This window comes from Pseudomonas sp. HP_12 (genome assembly GCF_055283955.1).
The window spans coordinates 55,833-72,316 of the sequence record NZ_JBTOQG010000034.1; the positions used below are offsets into that span (position 1 = coordinate 55,833).

Below are 16,484 nucleotides of genomic sequence, written 5' to 3' on the forward strand. Positions count from 1 at the left end.
TTAGAGGCGGGCTTTTTATGGTGTAGCCCGCTCGGTGGTGCGGCCTCATGGCCATTTTCCTGCCTATCCGGCTAAACGCGGATAAAGCAATGCCAAAGGGCGTGGTTGCGCCCCCAGGCATGTTTTTGAATCAGTCGGCGATGCTGACGCCCGAGAAGTTGTTGCGGTTGAACGGGCTCACCAGAAAACCCTGCACTTCCTTACGCAGCGGCTGGATCACCGTCGAGTGGGCAATCGGCGTAATGGGGACCTGTTCTTTCAGGTAATGCTGCGCCTGTTTGTACAGCGTAATGCGCTGATCCTTGTTGGTGTTCGAGACAGCGGCCTTGACCAGCGCGTCGTATTTTTCGTCGCACCACATCGAGTAATTGTTGCCGCCGATGGACGCGCAGCTGTACAGCGTGCCCATCCAGTTGTCGGGGTCGCCGTTGTCACCGGTCCAGCCGATCAGCGAAATGTCGTGCTCGCCGTTCTTGCTGCGCTTGAGGTATTCGCCCCACTCGTAACTGACGATGGTCGCCTTGATGCCCACCTTGGCCCAGTCGGCCTGAAGCATCTGGGCCATGAGCTTGGCGTTGGGGTTGTAGGGTCGCTGAACCGGCATGGCCCAGAGGGTCAGTTCGGTGCCTTCCTTGACGCCGGCGGCGCGCAGCAACTCGCGGGCTTTTTCCGGGTTGTAGGGCGCGTCCTTGACCGTGTCGTCGTAAGACCACTGCGTCGGTGGCATGGAGTTCTGGGCCAGTTGCCCGGCGCCCTGATACACCGCAGCGATGATCGCTTGTTTATCCACCGCCATGTCCAGCGCCTGGCGGACCTGCAAGTTGTCCAGCGGGGCGTGGCGTACGTTGTACGAGATGTAGCCGAGGTTGAAACCGGGCTTTTTAATGACCTGCAGGTTTTTGTCTGCTTCGATCGACTCAACGTCTGCCGGGCGCGGATTCAGCGTGACCTGACATTCATTCTTCTTGAGTTTTTGAATGCGCACCGACGCATCTGTATTGATCGCAAAGATCAACTGATCAATCTTGACCCGACTCGGGTCCCAGAACGCATTGTTTTTCACGTAGCGAATCTGCGAATCTTTTTGATAGCGCTGAAACACAAACGGGCCAGTGCCAATAGGCGCCTGGTTAATATCGTGCACATCACCCGTCGCCATCAGTTTGTCTGCATATTCAGCAGACAGGATTGACGCGAAGTTCATGGATACGTTCTGGATGAACGCCGCGTCGACTTTGTTGAGTGTGAACACGACGGTCATCGGATCGGTCTTTTCCACCGACTTGATGTTCTTGTCCAGGCCCATGCTGGTGAAGAACGGAAACTCCGTCGGATAAGCAACGCGGAACGGATGGTCTTTGTGCAGCATGCGATTGAACGTGAACAAGACGTCGTCGGCATTGAAATCGCGCGTGGGCGTGAAGGTCTTGTTGCTGTGGAATTTGACGCCTTCGCGCAGATGAAACGTGTAGGTCAGGTTGTCAGGGGAGATGTCCCAGCTCGTTGCGAGAGCGGGTACGACGGTGGTCTCGCCTCTGGCGAACTCGGCAAGACGGTTGTAGATCGGCTCGGCGGCATCGTTGTCAGTGCCGGAGGTGTACTGACCGATATCAAACCCGGCGGGGCTGCCTTCCGAACAGAAGACCAGGCTTTTGCTGGCGGCCTGAACGCCAGGCGTCATAGCCAGAAGCCCTGCGGCAATAAGTGATGGCATAACGATATTCGAACGCATGATATTCCTTATCGTAAGAAGCGCATTAAATGCGAATGCCTGCGCGATCCATGGCAATCGTTTGCGCAAATGGAGAGTCAACGCCCGGATACATCTCACTGTTCAAGATAAACAACGGACAATATTGGCGGCTTGTCAGAAGGTATGTCTCTGGCGCCACACAGTCCATAGTTACGCGTGCTTCAAAGTTTGTAGGAAAAGTGCTTATCGTTAGTAGGCAAGGACTGTAAGCAAGTCGCTACTCATCTAACGATAGTCAATTTCATTTAACGATCGTGCACATGACAACGCGGTCGCGTTGCCCTGAGGCAACGCGACCGGTTGGTCATTTAGAGATATTACTTGCCGCTGACGCTGACGCCGTAGAACGAGTTCAGACCGAACGGGCTGATCTTGAAGTCCTGAACTTCTTTGCGCATCGGCTGATAAACAGTCGAGTGGGCAATCGGAGTCATAGGCACGGCATCTTTGAGCAGGTGTTGAGCCTGCTTGTACAGCTCGGTGCGTTTGGCCTGATCGGTGGTTTCCTTGGCCTGGTGGATCAAGGTATCGAACGGCTTGTCACACCATTTGGCGAAGTTGTTGCCGTTGAGGGCGTCACAGCCAAACAGGGTACCCAGCCAGTTGTCCGGGTCACCGTTGTCGCCGCTCCAGCCAATCAGCATGGCGCCGTTCTCGCCGGCCTTGGCACGCTTGATGTACTCGCCCCACTCATAGGAAACGATCTTGGCGTTGATGCCGATCTTCTTCCAGTCGTTCTGGAGCATCTCGGCCATCAGCTTGGCGTTCGGGTTGTAAGGACGCTGAACCGGCATCGCCCACAGGGTGATTTCGGTACCTTCCTTCACGCCCGCCTGCTTGAGCAGGTCCTTGGCTTTGGCGACGTCGTACGGAGCATCTTTGATGGTGGTGTCGTAGGACCACTGGGTCGGCGGCATGGCGTTGGTCGCCAGTTGGCCCGCGCCCTGATACACCGCGTCGATGATGGCTTTCTTGTCGACAGCCATGTCCAGCGCCTGACGTACTTTCAGGTCAGCCAGCGGGTTTGGCTTGTCTTCGCCCTTGATCTTCGGCATCACGTTGTAGGCGATGTAACCCAGGTTGAAGCCGGCCTGATCAGGCATCTTCAAGGCAGGGTCAGCCTTCAGTGGTGCGAGGTCGGCCGGACGCGGGTAAGCGGTGATCTGGCATTCGCCTTTCTTCAGCTTCTGCGCACGAACCGAGGCGTCAGTGGTGATGGCGAAAATCAGGTTGTCGACTTTGACGTCTTCAGGCTTCCAGTAGTCCTTGTTCCCGGTGAACCGGATGTTGGAGTCTTTCTGGTAGCTCTTGAACACGAACGGGCCAGTGCCGATCGGCTTCTGGTTGATGTCTTCCGGCTTGCCTTCTTTGAGCAACTGGGCGGCGTATTCAGCGGACTGAATGGACGCGAAGCTCATCGCCAGGTTCTGGATGAACGCAGCATCGACGGTGCCGAGGGTCATTCTGACGGTGTGATCGTCGACCTTCTCGATCTTGGTGATGTTGGTGTCCATCGCCATGTCGGTGAAATACGGGAATTCGGTCGGGTACGCCTTACGGAACGGGTCGTCCTTGTTGATCATGCGGTTGAACGTGAACAGCACGTCATCGGCATTGAAGGTACGCGTCGGTTTGAAGTATGGCGTGGTATGGAATTTCACACCTTCACGCAGGTGGAAGGTGTAGGTCAGGCCATCCGGGGCAACGTCCCAGCTGGTGGCCAGGCCTGGAATGACAGCGGTGCCGCCACGTTCGAACTGGCTCAAACGGTTGAAAACGGTCTCGGCCGAAGCATCGAAGTCGGTACCGGTGGTGTATTGACCTGGATCGAAACCAGCAGGGCTGCCTTCGGAGCAGAACACCAGATTCGATGCTGCATGGGCGAAGGGAGCGCTGGCGATCAAACCTGCGCCGAGAAGAAACGGAATGACCGCTTTTTTGAGCATGGTGGCCTCAGTTGTTGTCATTTTTTGATTGAGGGTACGGCCTTTTGAGCCTGTCCCGCGGATACTTATGCAGGCGCCATACCCAAAGCAAGATGCTGGCGCCAGCAAGGTGACAAACAGTGGCACGAACGTACACGAATGTCGCATAAGTGTAATTTCTGACGCTGTTGAACGTTTGCGTGTCGCATATCGATATCTTTGCAGCACCAAAAGGGTGCATCGCAACGTGGCGATTGCACCCGCTTCGGTCATCAAGTGTTACTTCGCTGTTGGTTTCAGCGAATTATTTGGCCAGGCTCACGCCGTAAAAGGGCGTCAGGCCAAATGGGCTGAGTTTGAAATCCTGTACCTCTTTGCGCATCGGCTGAAACACTTTGGAATTGGCGATGGGCGTGATCGGCACGTCGTTTTTCAGAATGTTCTGCGCTTGCTGGTACAGCTTGATCCGCTCGTCCTTGTTGCTGGTCAGCTTGGCCTGGGTGACCAGCTTGTCGTAGGCCGGGTTGCACCACTTCGCGTAGTTGCTGCCCTTCACCGCGCCACAGCTGTACAGCACGCCCAGCCAGTTGTCGGGGTCACCGTTGTCACCGGTCCAGCCGTAGATCATCACGTCATGCTCGCCGGCCTTGGCGCGTTTGATGTACTCGCCCCATTCATAGCTGACGATGTTGGCCTTGATGCCGATCTTTGCCCAGTCCGACTGAATCATCTGCGCCGACATGCGCGCGTTGGGGTTGGACGCACGCTGCACGGTCATCGCCCACAGATTGATCTGCGTGCCTGGCGCAACGCCTGCTTCCTTGAGCAACTGCTTTGCTTTTTCAGGATCGTGGGGTGCGTCCTTGATGTTCGGATCAAAGCTCCATTGCGCCGGTGGCAGCGCGTTCTGTGCCAGTTGGCCTGCGCCCTGGTAGACCGCTTTGATGATGGCCGGCTTGTCGATCGCCATGTCCAGTGCCTGACGCACCTTCAGTTGATCGAGCGGCGGATGGGTCACGTTGTAGGCCAGAAAACCCAGGTTGAAACCGGCCTGGCTCAGCACCTTGAGGCTCGGGTCTTTCTGCGCTTCTTCGATGTCCTGAGGGCGCGGATACCCGCTGATCTGGCACTCGCCGGTCTTGAGTTTCTGCAAGCGGGTGGCGGCGTCGGTGTTGATCGAGAAGATCAGGTTGTCGAGCTTCACGTCCTCCGGCTTCCAGTATTCCTTGTTGCCGACGTAACGGATCTGCGCGTCTTTCTGGTAGCGCTTGAACACGAATGGCCCTGTACCGATCGGCTTCAGGTTGATGTCGCCGGCCTTGCCTTGTTTGATCAGTTGCGCCGCGTATTCAGCCGACTGAATCGAGGCAAAGCTCATCGCCAGGTTCTGGATGAAGGCGGCATCAATGTTGTTCAGTTGAAAACGGACGGTCTGGTCGTCGAGCTTTTCCACCTGCTTGATGGTGGTGTTCATGCCCATGTCGGTGAAGTACGGCGACTCCGACGGGTACGCCTTGCGGAACGGGTTGTCCGCATTCAGCAGGCGATTGAAGGTGAACAGCACGTCATCGGCGTTGAAGTCGCGGGTGGGTTTGAAATAGTCCGTGGTGTGGAATTTCACCCCGGGCCGTAAATGAAAGGTGTAGGTCAAGCCGTCGTCGGACACTTCCCATTTGGTAGACAGCCCCGGCTCGACATCGGTGCCGCCGCGCTTGAACTGGGTGAGGCGGTTGAAGACTGTTTCTGCTGACGCATCGAACTCGGTGCCGCTGGTGTACTGACTGGGATCGAAGCCGGCAGGGCTAGCTTCGGAGCAATAGACAAGGGTGCTGGCCGCCTGCACCGAGGGAACGCACAGCGCCATTGCGGCTGCCAGGAGCAGGGGTTTGAAGGTTGTGTCCATGTGAACCTCATTAAGTGCGGCACTCATGCCTGAATTCATCGACGGGATGATAGACCGCCAAGAATGCCGCACGGCTCACTTGGGCAACAAGCCACGGAAATTCATAAGCTTATTACTTGATGAACGTTTGCAGCTCTTTCCACCAGGGTGTGCTGGAAACCACTCTCATGAAACCCTGCTCCAGAAAACCCTGCACGCCAGAGGTCTGAGAGGTTTTGCTGTTGAACACGTAGTCCAGATAGCTCTGACTGTTTTTGATGAGGGTGTTCTGGATGGCGCGGAGTTCATCGATCGCCGCTTGCTGGGTTTTGTCCAGCTCGCTCTTCGATTCACTGCGCGCCACTTCCGCCGGATTGCTGCCCGCCCATGCCGTGACGATCGGGTACTGCCACTCGCTGTCGGCGGGATGGCAAAAGAACGCCGATGCGACGGCGACCGGATCGGCGCCAGGTTTTCCTGCCCAGTGATCAACCATGGCCTGCGCGACCTGGCGCACGGCTTCGGTAGCGAGCAGCGCTGCCAGATCGTGAAGAGGGTGTTCGGCATGGTCCTTGGAGAGTTGCGAGTGGCTCGGCTCCAGAGTCGGATCTATATTCGGGTCACTGCCCAGCAGGGTCTGAGCGTCGTCGACGCTATTGCCGATCCAGGTCAGAACGCCTTGCGCCGCGCTGTTATAGGCGTTCAAGAGAATGCCAGCCGGGGTGTTGATCAGCCAGCGATAGAACTTAAGGGTGTCTACGCCCATTTGCTTCGCAAGCGTCACCAGGCCGTCCCTGGCCGTGAGTAGCGCGTCGAATGCCTTGAAATAGTCCTGATCAGGATGTTCGCTCAGCAACACCAGCATCACTTTATCCCGGTCCGAACGATAACCCGGCTGAGTGAGCTCGAACTCCAGTTCCTGGGTGGAAAAGAGGATTTTGCCCACCGGCCCTGCCAGGCTGGCAATCACGTCGGTGGCCCCGAACGTGCCCGTGACCAAAGGCAGATTCCATTTGACGTGAACAGGCGTTGTCCAGGGCAGAACCCTGACATGCCCGGCCTTGATCAGGCTCAGCTCTGCGAAGTTTGAATGGGCGAACAGGTCTTCGAGCACATGCAGGGCGGCGCCGAAGCTGCGCAGCCCGTCGAGGGAGCGGCCTTTGCTCATGGCAAGACGCAGTTCTTGCTCCATGTAGCTCACCGCATTGCCGATGTAGCGCTTCATCGACGTGGCTCGGTCCGCACCAAGGGATGGATCGCCGGGCAGCACCCAGGCTTCAAAGTCGGGATCACGCACCTTCGGGTCCGGGAAGGGCGGATCAGTGACCAGCGGATTGTCGATGTGCTCCGTCGGGCGATAAACGCCGAGCTTTTCGGGCGTGACCTTCATTTCGTTGGGGTAGCGCATCCGCAAATCGACGAATTTTTTAGCGGCCAGCACATCGACGAGGTGGGTCCAGCTTGCGCGAGAGAGGGCCGCTGGAAACTCCTTTGGCATATCTGCTGCGCGGGTGATCTTGGGATCGACGACCTGGGAGTAATCCCGCAGCCAGTTGCCGAAGTACACGGCGTCTATCTCTACTCGGCTGAAATTGAAATCCCGCAGAACCCACTCGATTGTCTGGTGGGTGCTGCCTTTGGCGTCAGTGCCCGCTTCGAAGGCTTCCCGATCGGAATTGCTGTGCGTTGGCTCGAAGCGCAGATCGGTTGAGGCCAGATAATCGCGAATGGCTTCGCAGGCTTTTTTCCACGACATCGCGTACTGACGGTCGGTGGCTGCACTTTCGGAATACGTGGCAAAGGTCAGTTCGTCCTGGGCCGGACGAGCAGCTTCGGTTATCCACAAGGTAAACAGATGGCCCTCTTCAAATGGCGCGTCGGTCGCCACGGGTGCGTTCTCGTCGATCAACTCACGACGCAGGACATTGTCGATGTGGTGGCCGAATTCGTGGAGCAGTGCGGTGAGCAGCCACCAGTAGTGCTGTGGGTGGGCAGTGGTGCGGACGAAGAATCCCCAATCGACGCGGATGACGCGCTCGCGGTTGTCGTAGTCCGCTTCGAAACCCAGCTCCCAGGCAAGGAGGATCTCAGGGTTTGCCACTTCCCCTGCCAGCAGCTTGTCCTGCAGCTTCGTGTAGAGGTGATGCGGGATGTCGTTGCCGAAGATGTTGCTCATCTCCAGAGCAAAAGAATCTGGCGTGAGTTTTTTGGCCACTTGGGTCAGTAGGTCCAGCGCGAAGCTACTGCGTAATGTGCGGGTGGTCATGTCGACCGGAATGACGGGTTGAGCTTGAAAAGGCATGACTGGATTCTTCCTTGAATCATTAGCTGCGCACGGTCACACCCCATAGGAGGAGGCGGCCGTCATTGCGCGTTTAGGTTGGGTACTGCCGGGGACAATTCTATGTATTTCAGGCGACGTGAAAATCGGCCGAATCGCCCGGGGACGTAGGAGATAAGGGGCGCGCGGATGTGGAAGGGGCCACGGGACAGCGGGATAAAAGCAGGGGCGGGGGAAGGAAAAAGCGGCAGCCCTTGGCTGCCGCCGGGTGCATCAAGGAATAGCGACTTCGATGACGCCGTCTGCCGCGACGCTGACCTGACTGGTGCCGGCCTCGACATCCGGCGTTGGCGCGGCGTCGGCACGGGCGGCCTTCATCATCATGACCGGCGCTCGCAGATAGGGCTGCGGGAAACCGGAGGTGTTCAGGTTCAGATTCACCACCTTGTAGCCAGTGCCGCCCAGTGCGTCAGTCACCAGTTTGGCGCGGGCGCGGAAGGCCGTCACAGCGTCCTTGAGCAGAGCGTCTTCGCTGGTCTTGCGCGCGGGGTTGGAGATCGAGAAGTCCATGCCGCCCATTTTCATGTCGCCGCCCAACAGGTCGCCGGTCAGCTTGGAGAGGGCAGCGAAGTCTGCGCTTTCCAGACGCAATTCGGCGTGCTCGCGCCAGCCGGTGATCTTCTGGCCTTTGTCGTCGTAGATCGGGTAGCTGTTGCGGCTGCCCTGACGAATGTTGATGTCCTTGACCTGACGCGCTTCGCCCAGGGCCTTGTTCAGGGTTTCAGTGACGCCGGCCGCCAGTTTGGCCGGGTCGGTGTTCTGGGATTCGGTGTAGAGCGTGACGGTCATCAGGTCGCGCTGCACTTCCTGGCTGACCTCGGCGCGGACCGAAACCTGATTGTAGTGAACGTCGTCGGCGAGGGCAGGGGTGCTGGCCAGCGCGAGTGCGCCGAGGGTGAACAATGTGGCAGTGGGGCGAAGGCTGAACATAAAAACTCCTTGTTTGGCGAACCGTCCTGAGGCGCATTGCAAGCCCCCGGCGGACGGATGCCCATGAGACTGTGAACCCGGAGGCTTGTTCCTGCGCCGTCACACACCCGTCAGATGGATGTGGCGCTTTGACGCACTTTGACGGCAACTGTTGTCGCATTGGTTATACTCGCTCCGATTCGCCTGGAGCGCTCATCAGGAGAGCTCATGCTCGCCCCCTTGCAACTGCTTTCCGCCACCCGTCAGAACCTCTGGCGCCTGACGTTCATCCGCATTCTGGTGCTGGGTGCACAGGCGGGCTCGGTGGGGTTCGCCTACCTCTTCGATCTGCTGCCGCTGCCCTGGCTGCAGCTGGACATCACCCTCGGTTTTTCGGCGATCGTCTGCCTGCTGACCGCCATTCGTCTGCGCACCTCATGGCCGGTGACCGAACTCGAATACGCGGTGCAATTGGCGTTCGACCTGTTTATCCACAGCGCGCTGCTGTATTTCTCCGGCGGCTCGACCAACCCGTTCGTTTCTTATTATCTGGTGCCGCTGACCATCGCTGCAGTGACCCTGCCGTGGCGTTATTCGCTGATCCTGTCGGGCATCGCGCTGGCGCTGTACACGCTGATGCTGGCCAAGTTCTTCCAGCTGGATGCGTTTGTGGCCCGCGAGAACATGCAGATCTACGGCATGTGGCTGAGCTTCGCGCTGGCGGCCGGGGTGATCACCTTCTTCGCCGCGCGCATGGCCGAAGAGCTGCGCCGTCAGGAACACATGCGTGCCTTGCGCCGCGAAGAAGGGGCACGCGATCAGCAACTGTTGGCGGTGGCGACCGAAGCCGCTGGAGCCGCCCATGAGCTGGGCACGCCACTGGCGACGATGAGCGTGCTGCTGAAGGAAATGCAGCAGGACCACAGAGACCCCGCGCTACAGGAAGACCTCTCGGTGCTGCAGGATCAGGTCAAGCTGTGCAAAGAGACGCTGCAGCAATTGGTTCGCGCCGCTGAGGCGAATCGTCGGCTCTCGGTGCAGGAACAGACCGTTACGCACTGGCTCGATCAGGCGCTCAACCGCTGGCACTTGATGCGCCCGGAAGCCACTTACCGCTTTCAACGCCTGGGGCAGGGCGACGTGCCGATGCTGGCGCCGCCGCCGGATCTCACTCAGGCGCTGCTGAACCTGCTCAACAATGCCGCCGATGCCTGCGCCGAAGGGCTCGAGGTGAATCTGGACTGGACCGCCACTGAAATCCGCATCAGCATCCGCGATCATGGCGCCGGTGTACCACTGGCCATCGCCGAGCAGATCGGCAAACCCTTTTTTACCACCAAGGGCAAAGGCTTCGGCCTGGGCCTGTTCTTGAGTAAGGCCAGCGTGACCCGCGCGGGCGGCTCGGTGAAACTCTATCCTCACGAGGAAGGCGGCACGCTTACCGAGCTGCGCCTGCCCCGTGACGCACGAGGAGATGAAGCATGACTGACGAAATCCAGGTTGAAGGCGAAGAACTGCCGCACCTGCTGCTGGTGGACGACGACGCCACTTTCACTCGCGTGATGGCACGGGCCATGGCGCGCCGTGGCTTTCGCGTGAGCACTGCCGGCTCCGCCGACGAGGGCCTGGCCCTCGCACAGCAGGATATTCCGGACTACGCCGCCGTCGACCTGAAAATGGAAGGCGACTCGGGGCTGGTGCTGTTGCCCAAGCTGCTGGAACTGGACCCGGAAATGCGCGTGTTGATCCTGACCGGTTATTCGAGCATCGCCACCGCAGTCGAAGCGATCAAGCGCGGCGCCTGCAACTACCTGTGCAAACCGGCCGATGCCGATGACGTGCTGGCAGCGCTGCTGTCCGAACATGCCGATCTGGACACGCTGGTGCCGGAAAACCCGATGTCGGTTGACCGTTTGCAGTGGGAGCACATTCAGCGCGTGCTGACCGAGCACGAAGGCAATATCTCCGCTACGGCGCGGGCGCTGGGCATGCATCGACGCACCTTGCAGCGCAAGTTGCAGAAGCGCCCGGTCCGTCGTTAAGCAGGGACTGCTTTTTAAAGATTTATTCATGGAAGATCGTCTGTGGCGTCTGGCACATTGGCGCCAACGCCTATAACTGCCCGCTGCCGAGCTTTTTGCCATGAATTTTGATGTTGATGAATCCAGGGTCAATGACGCTGTGAACGGGAATTTCTTTTCCCGGGTCTGGAAGCTGGTGACGCCGTACTGGCGCAGCGAAGAAAAAGGCATGGCCTGGGTGCTGTTGATCGCAGTGATCGTGCTGTCGCTGTTCAGCGTGTTCATTTCGGTGTTGGTCAACAGCTGGTACCGCGACTTCTACAACGCGCTGCAGAATAAGGACCTGGGGGCCTTCACCCATCTCATCCTCTACTTCTGCGGGATTGCCGCCATTGCCATTCTCGGCGCGGTGTATCGCCTCTATCTGACCCAGATGCTTACCATCCGCTGGCGTCGCTGGCTGACTGAACAGCATTTCGCGAAATGGCTCGCGCACAAGAATTACTATCGGCTGGAGCAGGGCGGTTACACCGATAACCCTGACCAGCGTCTGTCCGAAGACCTCAACAACTTCACGTCCGACACCCTCAGCCTGAGCCTCGGCCTGCTGCGCACCGTGGTCAGTCTGGTGTCGTTTTCGGTGATTCTGTGGGGTGTGTCCGGCAGCATTGAGCTGTTCGGCATCACCATTCCGGGCTACATGTTCTGGGCCGCACTTATTTACGCGGCGGTTGGCAGCTTGCTGACTCACCTGATTGGCAAACGCCTGATCGTGCTGAGCAACCAGCAACAGCGGTACGAAGCCGACATGCGTTTCTCGCTGGTGCGCGTTCGCGAGAACGCCGAAAGCATCGCTCTGTCCGACGGCGAAGCCAACGAGAATCAGCGCCTGAGTGCGCGATTCGGCATGGTCTGGAGCAACTTCTGGACGATCATGAAGGTGCAGAAGCGCCTGACGTTCTTCACCGCTGGTTACTCACAAATCGCCATCGTGTTCGCCTTTGTTGTGGCCGCGCCGCGTTATTTCGCGGGCAAGATAGAATTGGGCGAGCTGATGCAGATCAACTCGGCGTTCGGCAATGTGCAGGAGAACTTCAGCTGGTTCATCGACGCGTACACCCAACTGGCGTCGTGGCGCGCCACCTGTGATCGTCTGCTCAGCTTCCGTCAGGCCATGGACGAAAACGAAGCGCGCGTGCCGGCCATCCAGGTCAGTCATGAAAGCAACGCCTTGCAGCTTGAAGGCCTGGCGCTATCCCTCGCAGGCGGTCGCCAGCTCCTGAACAACGCAAACATCAGCATTGCAGCAGGTGAGAAGGTCATGCTCAGCGGGCGCTCCGGCAGTGGCAAAAGTACGCTGCTGCGGGCGATGGGCGGGTTGTGGAAAGAAGGCCATGGTGCGGTGAAATTACCGGCCAAACGTGCGTTCTTCCTGCCGCAAAAACCGTATCTGCCGATTGGCACGCTGCGGGAAGCGTTGAGTTATCCCCAGGCGCCCGAGGTCTATCCGGCCGAGCGCTTTGCTCAAGTGTTGGAAACCTGCCGCCTGGGTCATCTGATTCCGCGACTGGACGAGACCGAGCACTGGCAGCGCATGCTGTCGCCGGGCGAGCAACAACGGGTGGCGTTCGCCCGCGCGCTGCTGTTCGCGCCGGACTGGTTGTACTTGGATGAAGCCACATCAGCGATGGACGAAGAGGATGAAGCCGCGTTGTATCAGGCGTTGCTGGACGAGTTGCCGGGCGTGACCTTGCTCAGCATCGGCCACCGCAGCAGCCTCAAGCGCTTCCATCGTCGTCACGTGCGCATTGACGGTGGCCAGTTGCACGAGCAGCCGCTAACCGAAACGGCACTTTGAGCGTAAAGTGCTGAAGCGATAAAGTGTCGTAACCAGGCGCCTCGCCGGGGTTGTTGTGTGATCAGACAACCCGGTGAGCTATCATCAGCGTTCAGCGTATTTAGAGATGCATGTTGGATATGGAAAATCAGAGCGCTCCGCCTCGCGCCCGCCGAAAGCACCGCAGTCTCGCGCAGGAATTGGTCACTGAACTCTCCGAGCGCATCCGCACGGGCGGACTCAAGCGCGGCGATAAGTTGCCCACCGAGTCCGCCATCATGGAGGAGCAGGGCGTCAGCCGTACCGTCGTACGCGAAGCCATCTCGCGCTTGCAGGCCTCCGGGCTGGTGGAGACCCGGCACGGCATCGGCACTTTTGTCCTCGACACGCCAAGCCCGAGCGGTTTCCGTATCGACCCAGCCACCATCGTCACCCTGCGCGACGTCCTGGCGATTCTTGAGCTGCGCATCAGTCTTGAGGTCGAATCGGCCGGTCTGGCTGCTCAACGCCGATCCGCCGAACAACTGGCGGACATGCGCGCCGCCCTCGACGCACTCAACGAAAGTGCGGCCCATGCCAGCGATGCCGTCGGCGCCGATTTCCAGTTCCACATGGCAATCGCCCTGTCGACCGGCAACCGCTACTTCACCGACATCATGAATCACCTGGGTACGAGCATCATTCCCCGTACCCGGCTGAACTCCGCGCGCCTCGCTCATGACGACAACCAGCATTACATGAGCCGCCTGAGCCGCGAGCATGAGGAAATCTACGACGCCATCGCGCGCCAGGACTCCGACGCCGCTCGCGCTGCCATGCGCCTGCACCTGACCAACAGCCGCGAACGACTGCGCCATGCCCATGAAGAGGCTGAGTCGCAGCGGGCTTGAGGTGGATTGTTTGAAAGGGCATGGCGTAGCTGCGGCGGTGCCCTTGATCTACCAAGTTTATGGGCTGGTTATTCGGCGTTTGTATCCACCGGTGAGCGTCTCAATCTCCGAAGGGCTCTGGTGAGCGCTACGCACGTCAGCGTCGAAATGATAAGCGTCACACTGAGCGTCAAGAGAATGAGCATGTCTTCTCCGTCTTCTAGCCCCTCTAGATTGAAGAGCGTTAGTAGCCAGACGTAAGTATCCATACCGCTTTCAGTGTGAAGTAGCCATTTCATCGGTCCGCCAATCATCACCCAGCGTTCGAGTAATGTCGAAAGGGTCAGGGTGAAGATGATTTGTAGGACTAACGCCAGTAGTCTAGTCATTTGGCCCCCCAAGAGCTTTCCACCACATCCAGCACTCCGAAGTATTTGATCCCCGTGCCAGGCAAGATCTCCCCCGGCATATTTCTCAATGACTGACGTAGCTCATCGAATGCCAATTTCGATGTCAGGGTCACGCAGCCTTGGCTTATCCCCTGAGGTCCAACCGGATGAATCCTAAATGCGCTTCGCTGAATGTTATTGATTGTCGTCTGGTCATCCACTTGGTCGTCGTCTCGATAGAGGCTGAACCACTCGCTTCTGTCTGTTCCTGCAAATACATCTTTAACTGGCTGTTTAATCCATCCCAGCATGCCGCCAGATTCTCGGTCTACTATGTAATACCTACCGAGAGGCAAAGGCCCCTCCTTAACCACATCTTGATAAAGTGCATTATTAACATACGTAGCAGCGTCTCCAGAAAACGCTTCATAAGTTCTATCCTCGCACGTCAACTCGCTCAACGGTTCGCCGTTAAGTACATAGGTGCAGTAAGCAATATTTGGGTTCCGTTCATTTCCATCAGCCATGCCAGCTGTCCTCCACCGGTTTGGCGTTACGCATATATCTTGTTCGCGACACCATCCCAGCCTCCAACAATCTGGCCGCCGCCTGATCCATCAGAACGCCTCTGTTGTATGTAGGTCATTTTGATCCGAGCGTAATTGAGGCGCACGGTTTCAGTGGGGAAGCCAATTTCTTTACTGCCATTCCCATTCAGCGAGACCGACGAAACAATGACCTCCTCGAGTTTTATTTCCAGGTACTTGATCTTGTCATTGCCAGCCCGATTCAATGCGATGGTCACTTCTTTGAAGTGCCTGCCACTGCAGCAGGCTTCATGCAGTTTCGGCGTCGCCTTGTCGACGGATTTTCGAAAATACAAATCGCTCATTTTCGCTCGGCCACTGCTGGCCCCGCCTGAGCTTGTAGTGGTTGCGGAGGCTGATTGGCTGGCGCCGACATCAAAGTCCTCCATCTCAATCCAATCTTTGAACTGCGCATCCAGTGATTCACCTGGGATATCAGCCATTTTCAAAAAAGCATCAATTGCCATTTTGTGTCCTTCCTTGCGGTTCGTGATGATTAAGAGTTTTAAATTTGAACCGCGACGACTTTAGCGACGTGACGCGCCCCGCAGAAGGTTTTCCAACCCTGTGCGCGAGCAGTTTCAGAGAGGGACTACAACACCTGGATCACTGGACTACGGAATAATCCGAGAGGGCGGTGAAAACGTGTGATTCTGGCCGGAGGCCGTAGGAGTGAGCTTGCTCGCGATCGGCTGCGTAGCAGTCGTAAAGCTGAAGCTGCGGTTCTTTCCCATACGCGGCATTCACCTCAATGCTGCCGCTCCGCGCCAGATCGCGAGCAAGCTCACTCCTACACGATCGAGTTCAGAGCCCGACTGCGCAGCGTCCATCCAGGCGATGTTCTATGGCGATTACACCTTCGCCATCCCGTCTGAGCTGAAAAACCACCACTCATCCTCACCCGTCATAAATATTTCAAAACGCTATTGAGTGATCCCCCTTCCCAGTTGTACGATGACTTACGACATCAGCGCAGGACTGGTGCTTCATCCACAAAAATAGCTCCCCCAGGGTGTTCGAATAATGAATCCACAAGAACTGAAGTCCATCCTCTCTCACGGTCTGCTTTCCTTCCCCGTTACCGATTTCAATGCCCAGGGCGACTTCCATCGCGCTGGCTACATCAAGCGTCTGGAATGGCTCGCTCCGTACGGCGCCTCCGCGCTGTTCGCGGCTGGCGGCACAGGTGAGTTCTTCTCCCTGACCGGCGACGAATATTCCGAGATCATCAAGACTGCCGTCGACACCTGCGAAACCAGCGTGCCGATTCTGGCTGGCGTCGGTGGTCCGACCCGCCAAGCGATTCAGATGGCTCAAGAAGCCGAGCGTCTGGGTGCCAAAGGCCTGCTGCTGTTGCCTCACTACCTGACCGAAGCCAGCCAGGACGGCGTTGCCCTCCACGTTGAAGCGGTCTGCAAATCGGTCAAGATCGGTGTTGTCGTCTACAACCGTAACGTCTGCCGCCTGACGCCTGCGCTGCTGGAACAACTGGCCGAGCGCTGCCCGAACCTGATCGGCTACAAAGACGGCCTGGGCGATATCGAACTGATGGTTTCGATCCGCCGTCGTCTGGGTGACCGCTTCTCGTACCTGGGCGGCCTGCCGACCGCTGAAGTCTACGCCGCCGCCTACAAGGCGCTGGGCGTGCCGGTCTACTCGTCGGCGGTCTTCAACTTCCTGCCGAAAATGGCGATGGACTTCTACCACGCCATCGCCAAAGACGATCACCAGACCGTCGGCAAGCTGATCGACGATTTCTTCCTGCCGTACCTCGACATCCGTAACCGCAAACACGGCTACGCAGTGAGCATCGTCAAGGCAGGCGCCAAGCTTGCCGGTTACGACGCAGGTCCGGTCCGCGCGCCGCTGACTGATCTGACGTCGGACGAAGTCGACATGCTGGCTGCTCTGATGGACAAGCAGGGCAAGCAGTAACTGCCCAGTTGCCGCAAAACCGCTGAGCGATCAGCG

General features: G+C 58.1%; 13 protein-coding genes. 6 read left to right on the forward strand and 7 right to left on the reverse strand.

Features of this window, described 5'->3' with window-relative positions:
* Positions 1–130 precede the first annotated feature (130 nt).
* From ACYASU_RS18855 to ACYASU_RS18875, 5 genes are all read right to left on the reverse strand, one after another.
* The gene (locus ACYASU_RS18855; RefSeq protein WP_463583691.1) at positions 131–1,732 is read right to left on the reverse strand and encodes an ABC transporter substrate-binding protein; all 1,602 of its coding nucleotides are present in this window, start codon (positions 1,730–1,732) and stop codon (positions 131–133) included.
* 338 nt (positions 1,733–2,070) lie between these two features.
* Positions 2,071–3,699: an ABC transporter substrate-binding protein gene (locus tag ACYASU_RS18860; RefSeq protein ID WP_282372486.1), complete on the reverse strand. Its 1,629-nt coding sequence runs from the start codon at positions 3,697–3,699 to the stop codon at positions 2,071–2,073.
* A gap of 283 nt (positions 3,700–3,982) precedes the next feature.
* Positions 3,983–5,581: an ABC transporter substrate-binding protein gene (locus ACYASU_RS18865; RefSeq protein ID WP_463583692.1), complete on the reverse strand. Its 1,599-nt coding sequence runs from the start codon at positions 5,579–5,581 to the stop codon at positions 3,983–3,985.
* Between the two features lie 112 nt (positions 5,582–5,693).
* On the reverse strand, positions 5,694–7,862 hold the full coding sequence (locus tag ACYASU_RS18870) for an HET-C-related protein (RefSeq protein WP_463583693.1): 2,169 nt from the start codon (positions 7,860–7,862) through the stop codon (positions 5,694–5,696).
* Between the two features lie 252 nt (positions 7,863–8,114).
* Positions 8,115–8,831, reverse strand: coding sequence for an SIMPL domain-containing protein (locus ACYASU_RS18875; RefSeq protein WP_192170682.1), 717 nt, complete (start codon positions 8,829–8,831; stop codon positions 8,115–8,117).
* A 207-nt stretch (positions 8,832–9,038) separates the two neighbouring features.
* Here ACYASU_RS18875 and ACYASU_RS18880 point away from each other — a divergent pair, with 207 nt between their 5' ends.
* The 4 genes from ACYASU_RS18880 (at position 9,039) to ACYASU_RS18895 (ending at position 13,558) form a co-directional block, all read left to right on the forward strand.
* On the forward strand, positions 9,039–10,295 hold the full coding sequence (locus ACYASU_RS18880) for an ATP-binding protein (RefSeq protein ID WP_463583694.1): 1,257 nt from the start codon (positions 9,039–9,041) through the stop codon (positions 10,293–10,295).
* On the forward strand, positions 10,292–10,852 hold the full coding sequence (locus ACYASU_RS18885) for a response regulator transcription factor (protein ID WP_065990162.1): 561 nt from the start codon (positions 10,292–10,294) through the stop codon (positions 10,850–10,852). The genes ACYASU_RS18880 and ACYASU_RS18885 overlap by 4 nt, the downstream gene beginning before the upstream one ends.
* A 100-nt stretch (positions 10,853–10,952) precedes the next feature.
* Positions 10,953–12,689, forward strand: coding sequence for an ABC transporter ATP-binding protein/permease (locus tag ACYASU_RS18890; protein WP_463583695.1), 1,737 nt, complete (start codon positions 10,953–10,955; stop codon positions 12,687–12,689).
* Positions 12,690–12,808: 119 nt separating this feature from the next.
* Entirely contained in the window at positions 12,809–13,558 is a 750-nt protein-coding gene (locus ACYASU_RS18895) for a FadR/GntR family transcriptional regulator (protein WP_133776307.1), read from the forward strand.
* 364 nt (positions 13,559–13,922) lie between these two features.
* Here the strand turns inward: ACYASU_RS18895 and ACYASU_RS18900 are convergent, their stop codons facing one another.
* On the reverse strand, positions 13,923–14,453 hold the full coding sequence (locus tag ACYASU_RS18900) for a DUF2778 domain-containing protein (protein ID WP_463583696.1): 531 nt from the start codon (positions 14,451–14,453) through the stop codon (positions 13,923–13,925).
* Between the two features lie 26 nt (positions 14,454–14,479).
* A complete protein-coding gene (locus ACYASU_RS18905) occupies positions 14,480–14,980 on the reverse strand; it encodes an Hcp family type VI secretion system effector (RefSeq protein WP_463583697.1) in 501 nt (166 codons plus the stop codon).
* Positions 14,981–15,191: 211 nt separating this feature from the next.
* Here ACYASU_RS18905 and ACYASU_RS18910 point away from each other — a divergent pair, with 211 nt between their 5' ends.
* Both ACYASU_RS18910 and kdgD read left to right on the forward strand, forming a co-directional pair.
* Positions 15,192–15,443, forward strand: a complete 252-nt coding sequence (locus ACYASU_RS18910) for a hypothetical protein (RefSeq protein ID WP_463583698.1) — start codon at positions 15,192–15,194, stop codon at positions 15,441–15,443.
* Between the two features lie 93 nt (positions 15,444–15,536).
* Complete coding sequence (gene kdgD / locus ACYASU_RS18915) at positions 15,537–16,448, forward strand: 5-dehydro-4-deoxyglucarate dehydratase (protein WP_346625627.1); 912 nt, start codon at positions 15,537–15,539, stop codon at positions 16,446–16,448.
* The last annotated feature ends 36 nt before the right edge of the window (positions 16,449–16,484 follow it).

Excerpts from the sequence above, each read along its gene's own strand:
- ACYASU_RS18890 (WP_463583695.1), top strand. The coding sequence starts at position 10,953 with ATGAATTTTGATGTTGATGAATCCAGGGTCAATGACGCTGTGAACGGG.
- ACYASU_RS18895 (WP_133776307.1), top strand. The coding sequence starts at position 12,809 with ATGGAAAATCAGAGCGCTCCGCCTCGCGCCCGCCGAAAGCACCGCAGT.
- ACYASU_RS18885 (WP_065990162.1), top strand. The coding sequence starts at position 10,292 with ATGACTGACGAAATCCAGGTTGAAGGCGAAGAACTGCCGCACCTGCTG.
- ACYASU_RS18905 (WP_463583697.1), bottom strand. The coding sequence starts at position 14,980 with ATGGCAATTGATGCTTTTTTGAAAATGGCTGATATCCCAGGTGAATCA.
- ACYASU_RS18865 (WP_463583692.1), bottom strand. The coding sequence starts at position 5,581 with ATGGACACAACCTTCAAACCCCTGCTCCTGGCAGCCGCAATGGCGCTG.
- ACYASU_RS18870 (WP_463583693.1), bottom strand. The coding sequence starts at position 7,862 with ATGCCTTTTCAAGCTCAACCCGTCATTCCGGTCGACATGACCACCCGC.
- ACYASU_RS18900 (WP_463583696.1), bottom strand. The coding sequence starts at position 14,453 with ATGGCTGATGGAAATGAACGGAACCCAAATATTGCTTACTGCACCTAT.
- ACYASU_RS18880 (WP_463583694.1), top strand. The coding sequence starts at position 9,039 with ATGCTCGCCCCCTTGCAACTGCTTTCCGCCACCCGTCAGAACCTCTGG.
- kdgD (WP_346625627.1), top strand. The coding sequence starts at position 15,537 with ATGAATCCACAAGAACTGAAGTCCATCCTCTCTCACGGTCTGCTTTCC.
- ACYASU_RS18855 (WP_463583691.1), bottom strand. The coding sequence starts at position 1,732 with ATGCGTTCGAATATCGTTATGCCATCACTTATTGCCGCAGGGCTTCTG.
- ACYASU_RS18860 (WP_282372486.1), bottom strand. The coding sequence starts at position 3,699 with ATGCTCAAAAAAGCGGTCATTCCGTTTCTTCTCGGCGCAGGTTTGATC.
- ACYASU_RS18875 (WP_192170682.1), bottom strand. The coding sequence starts at position 8,831 with ATGTTCAGCCTTCGCCCCACTGCCACATTGTTCACCCTCGGCGCACTC.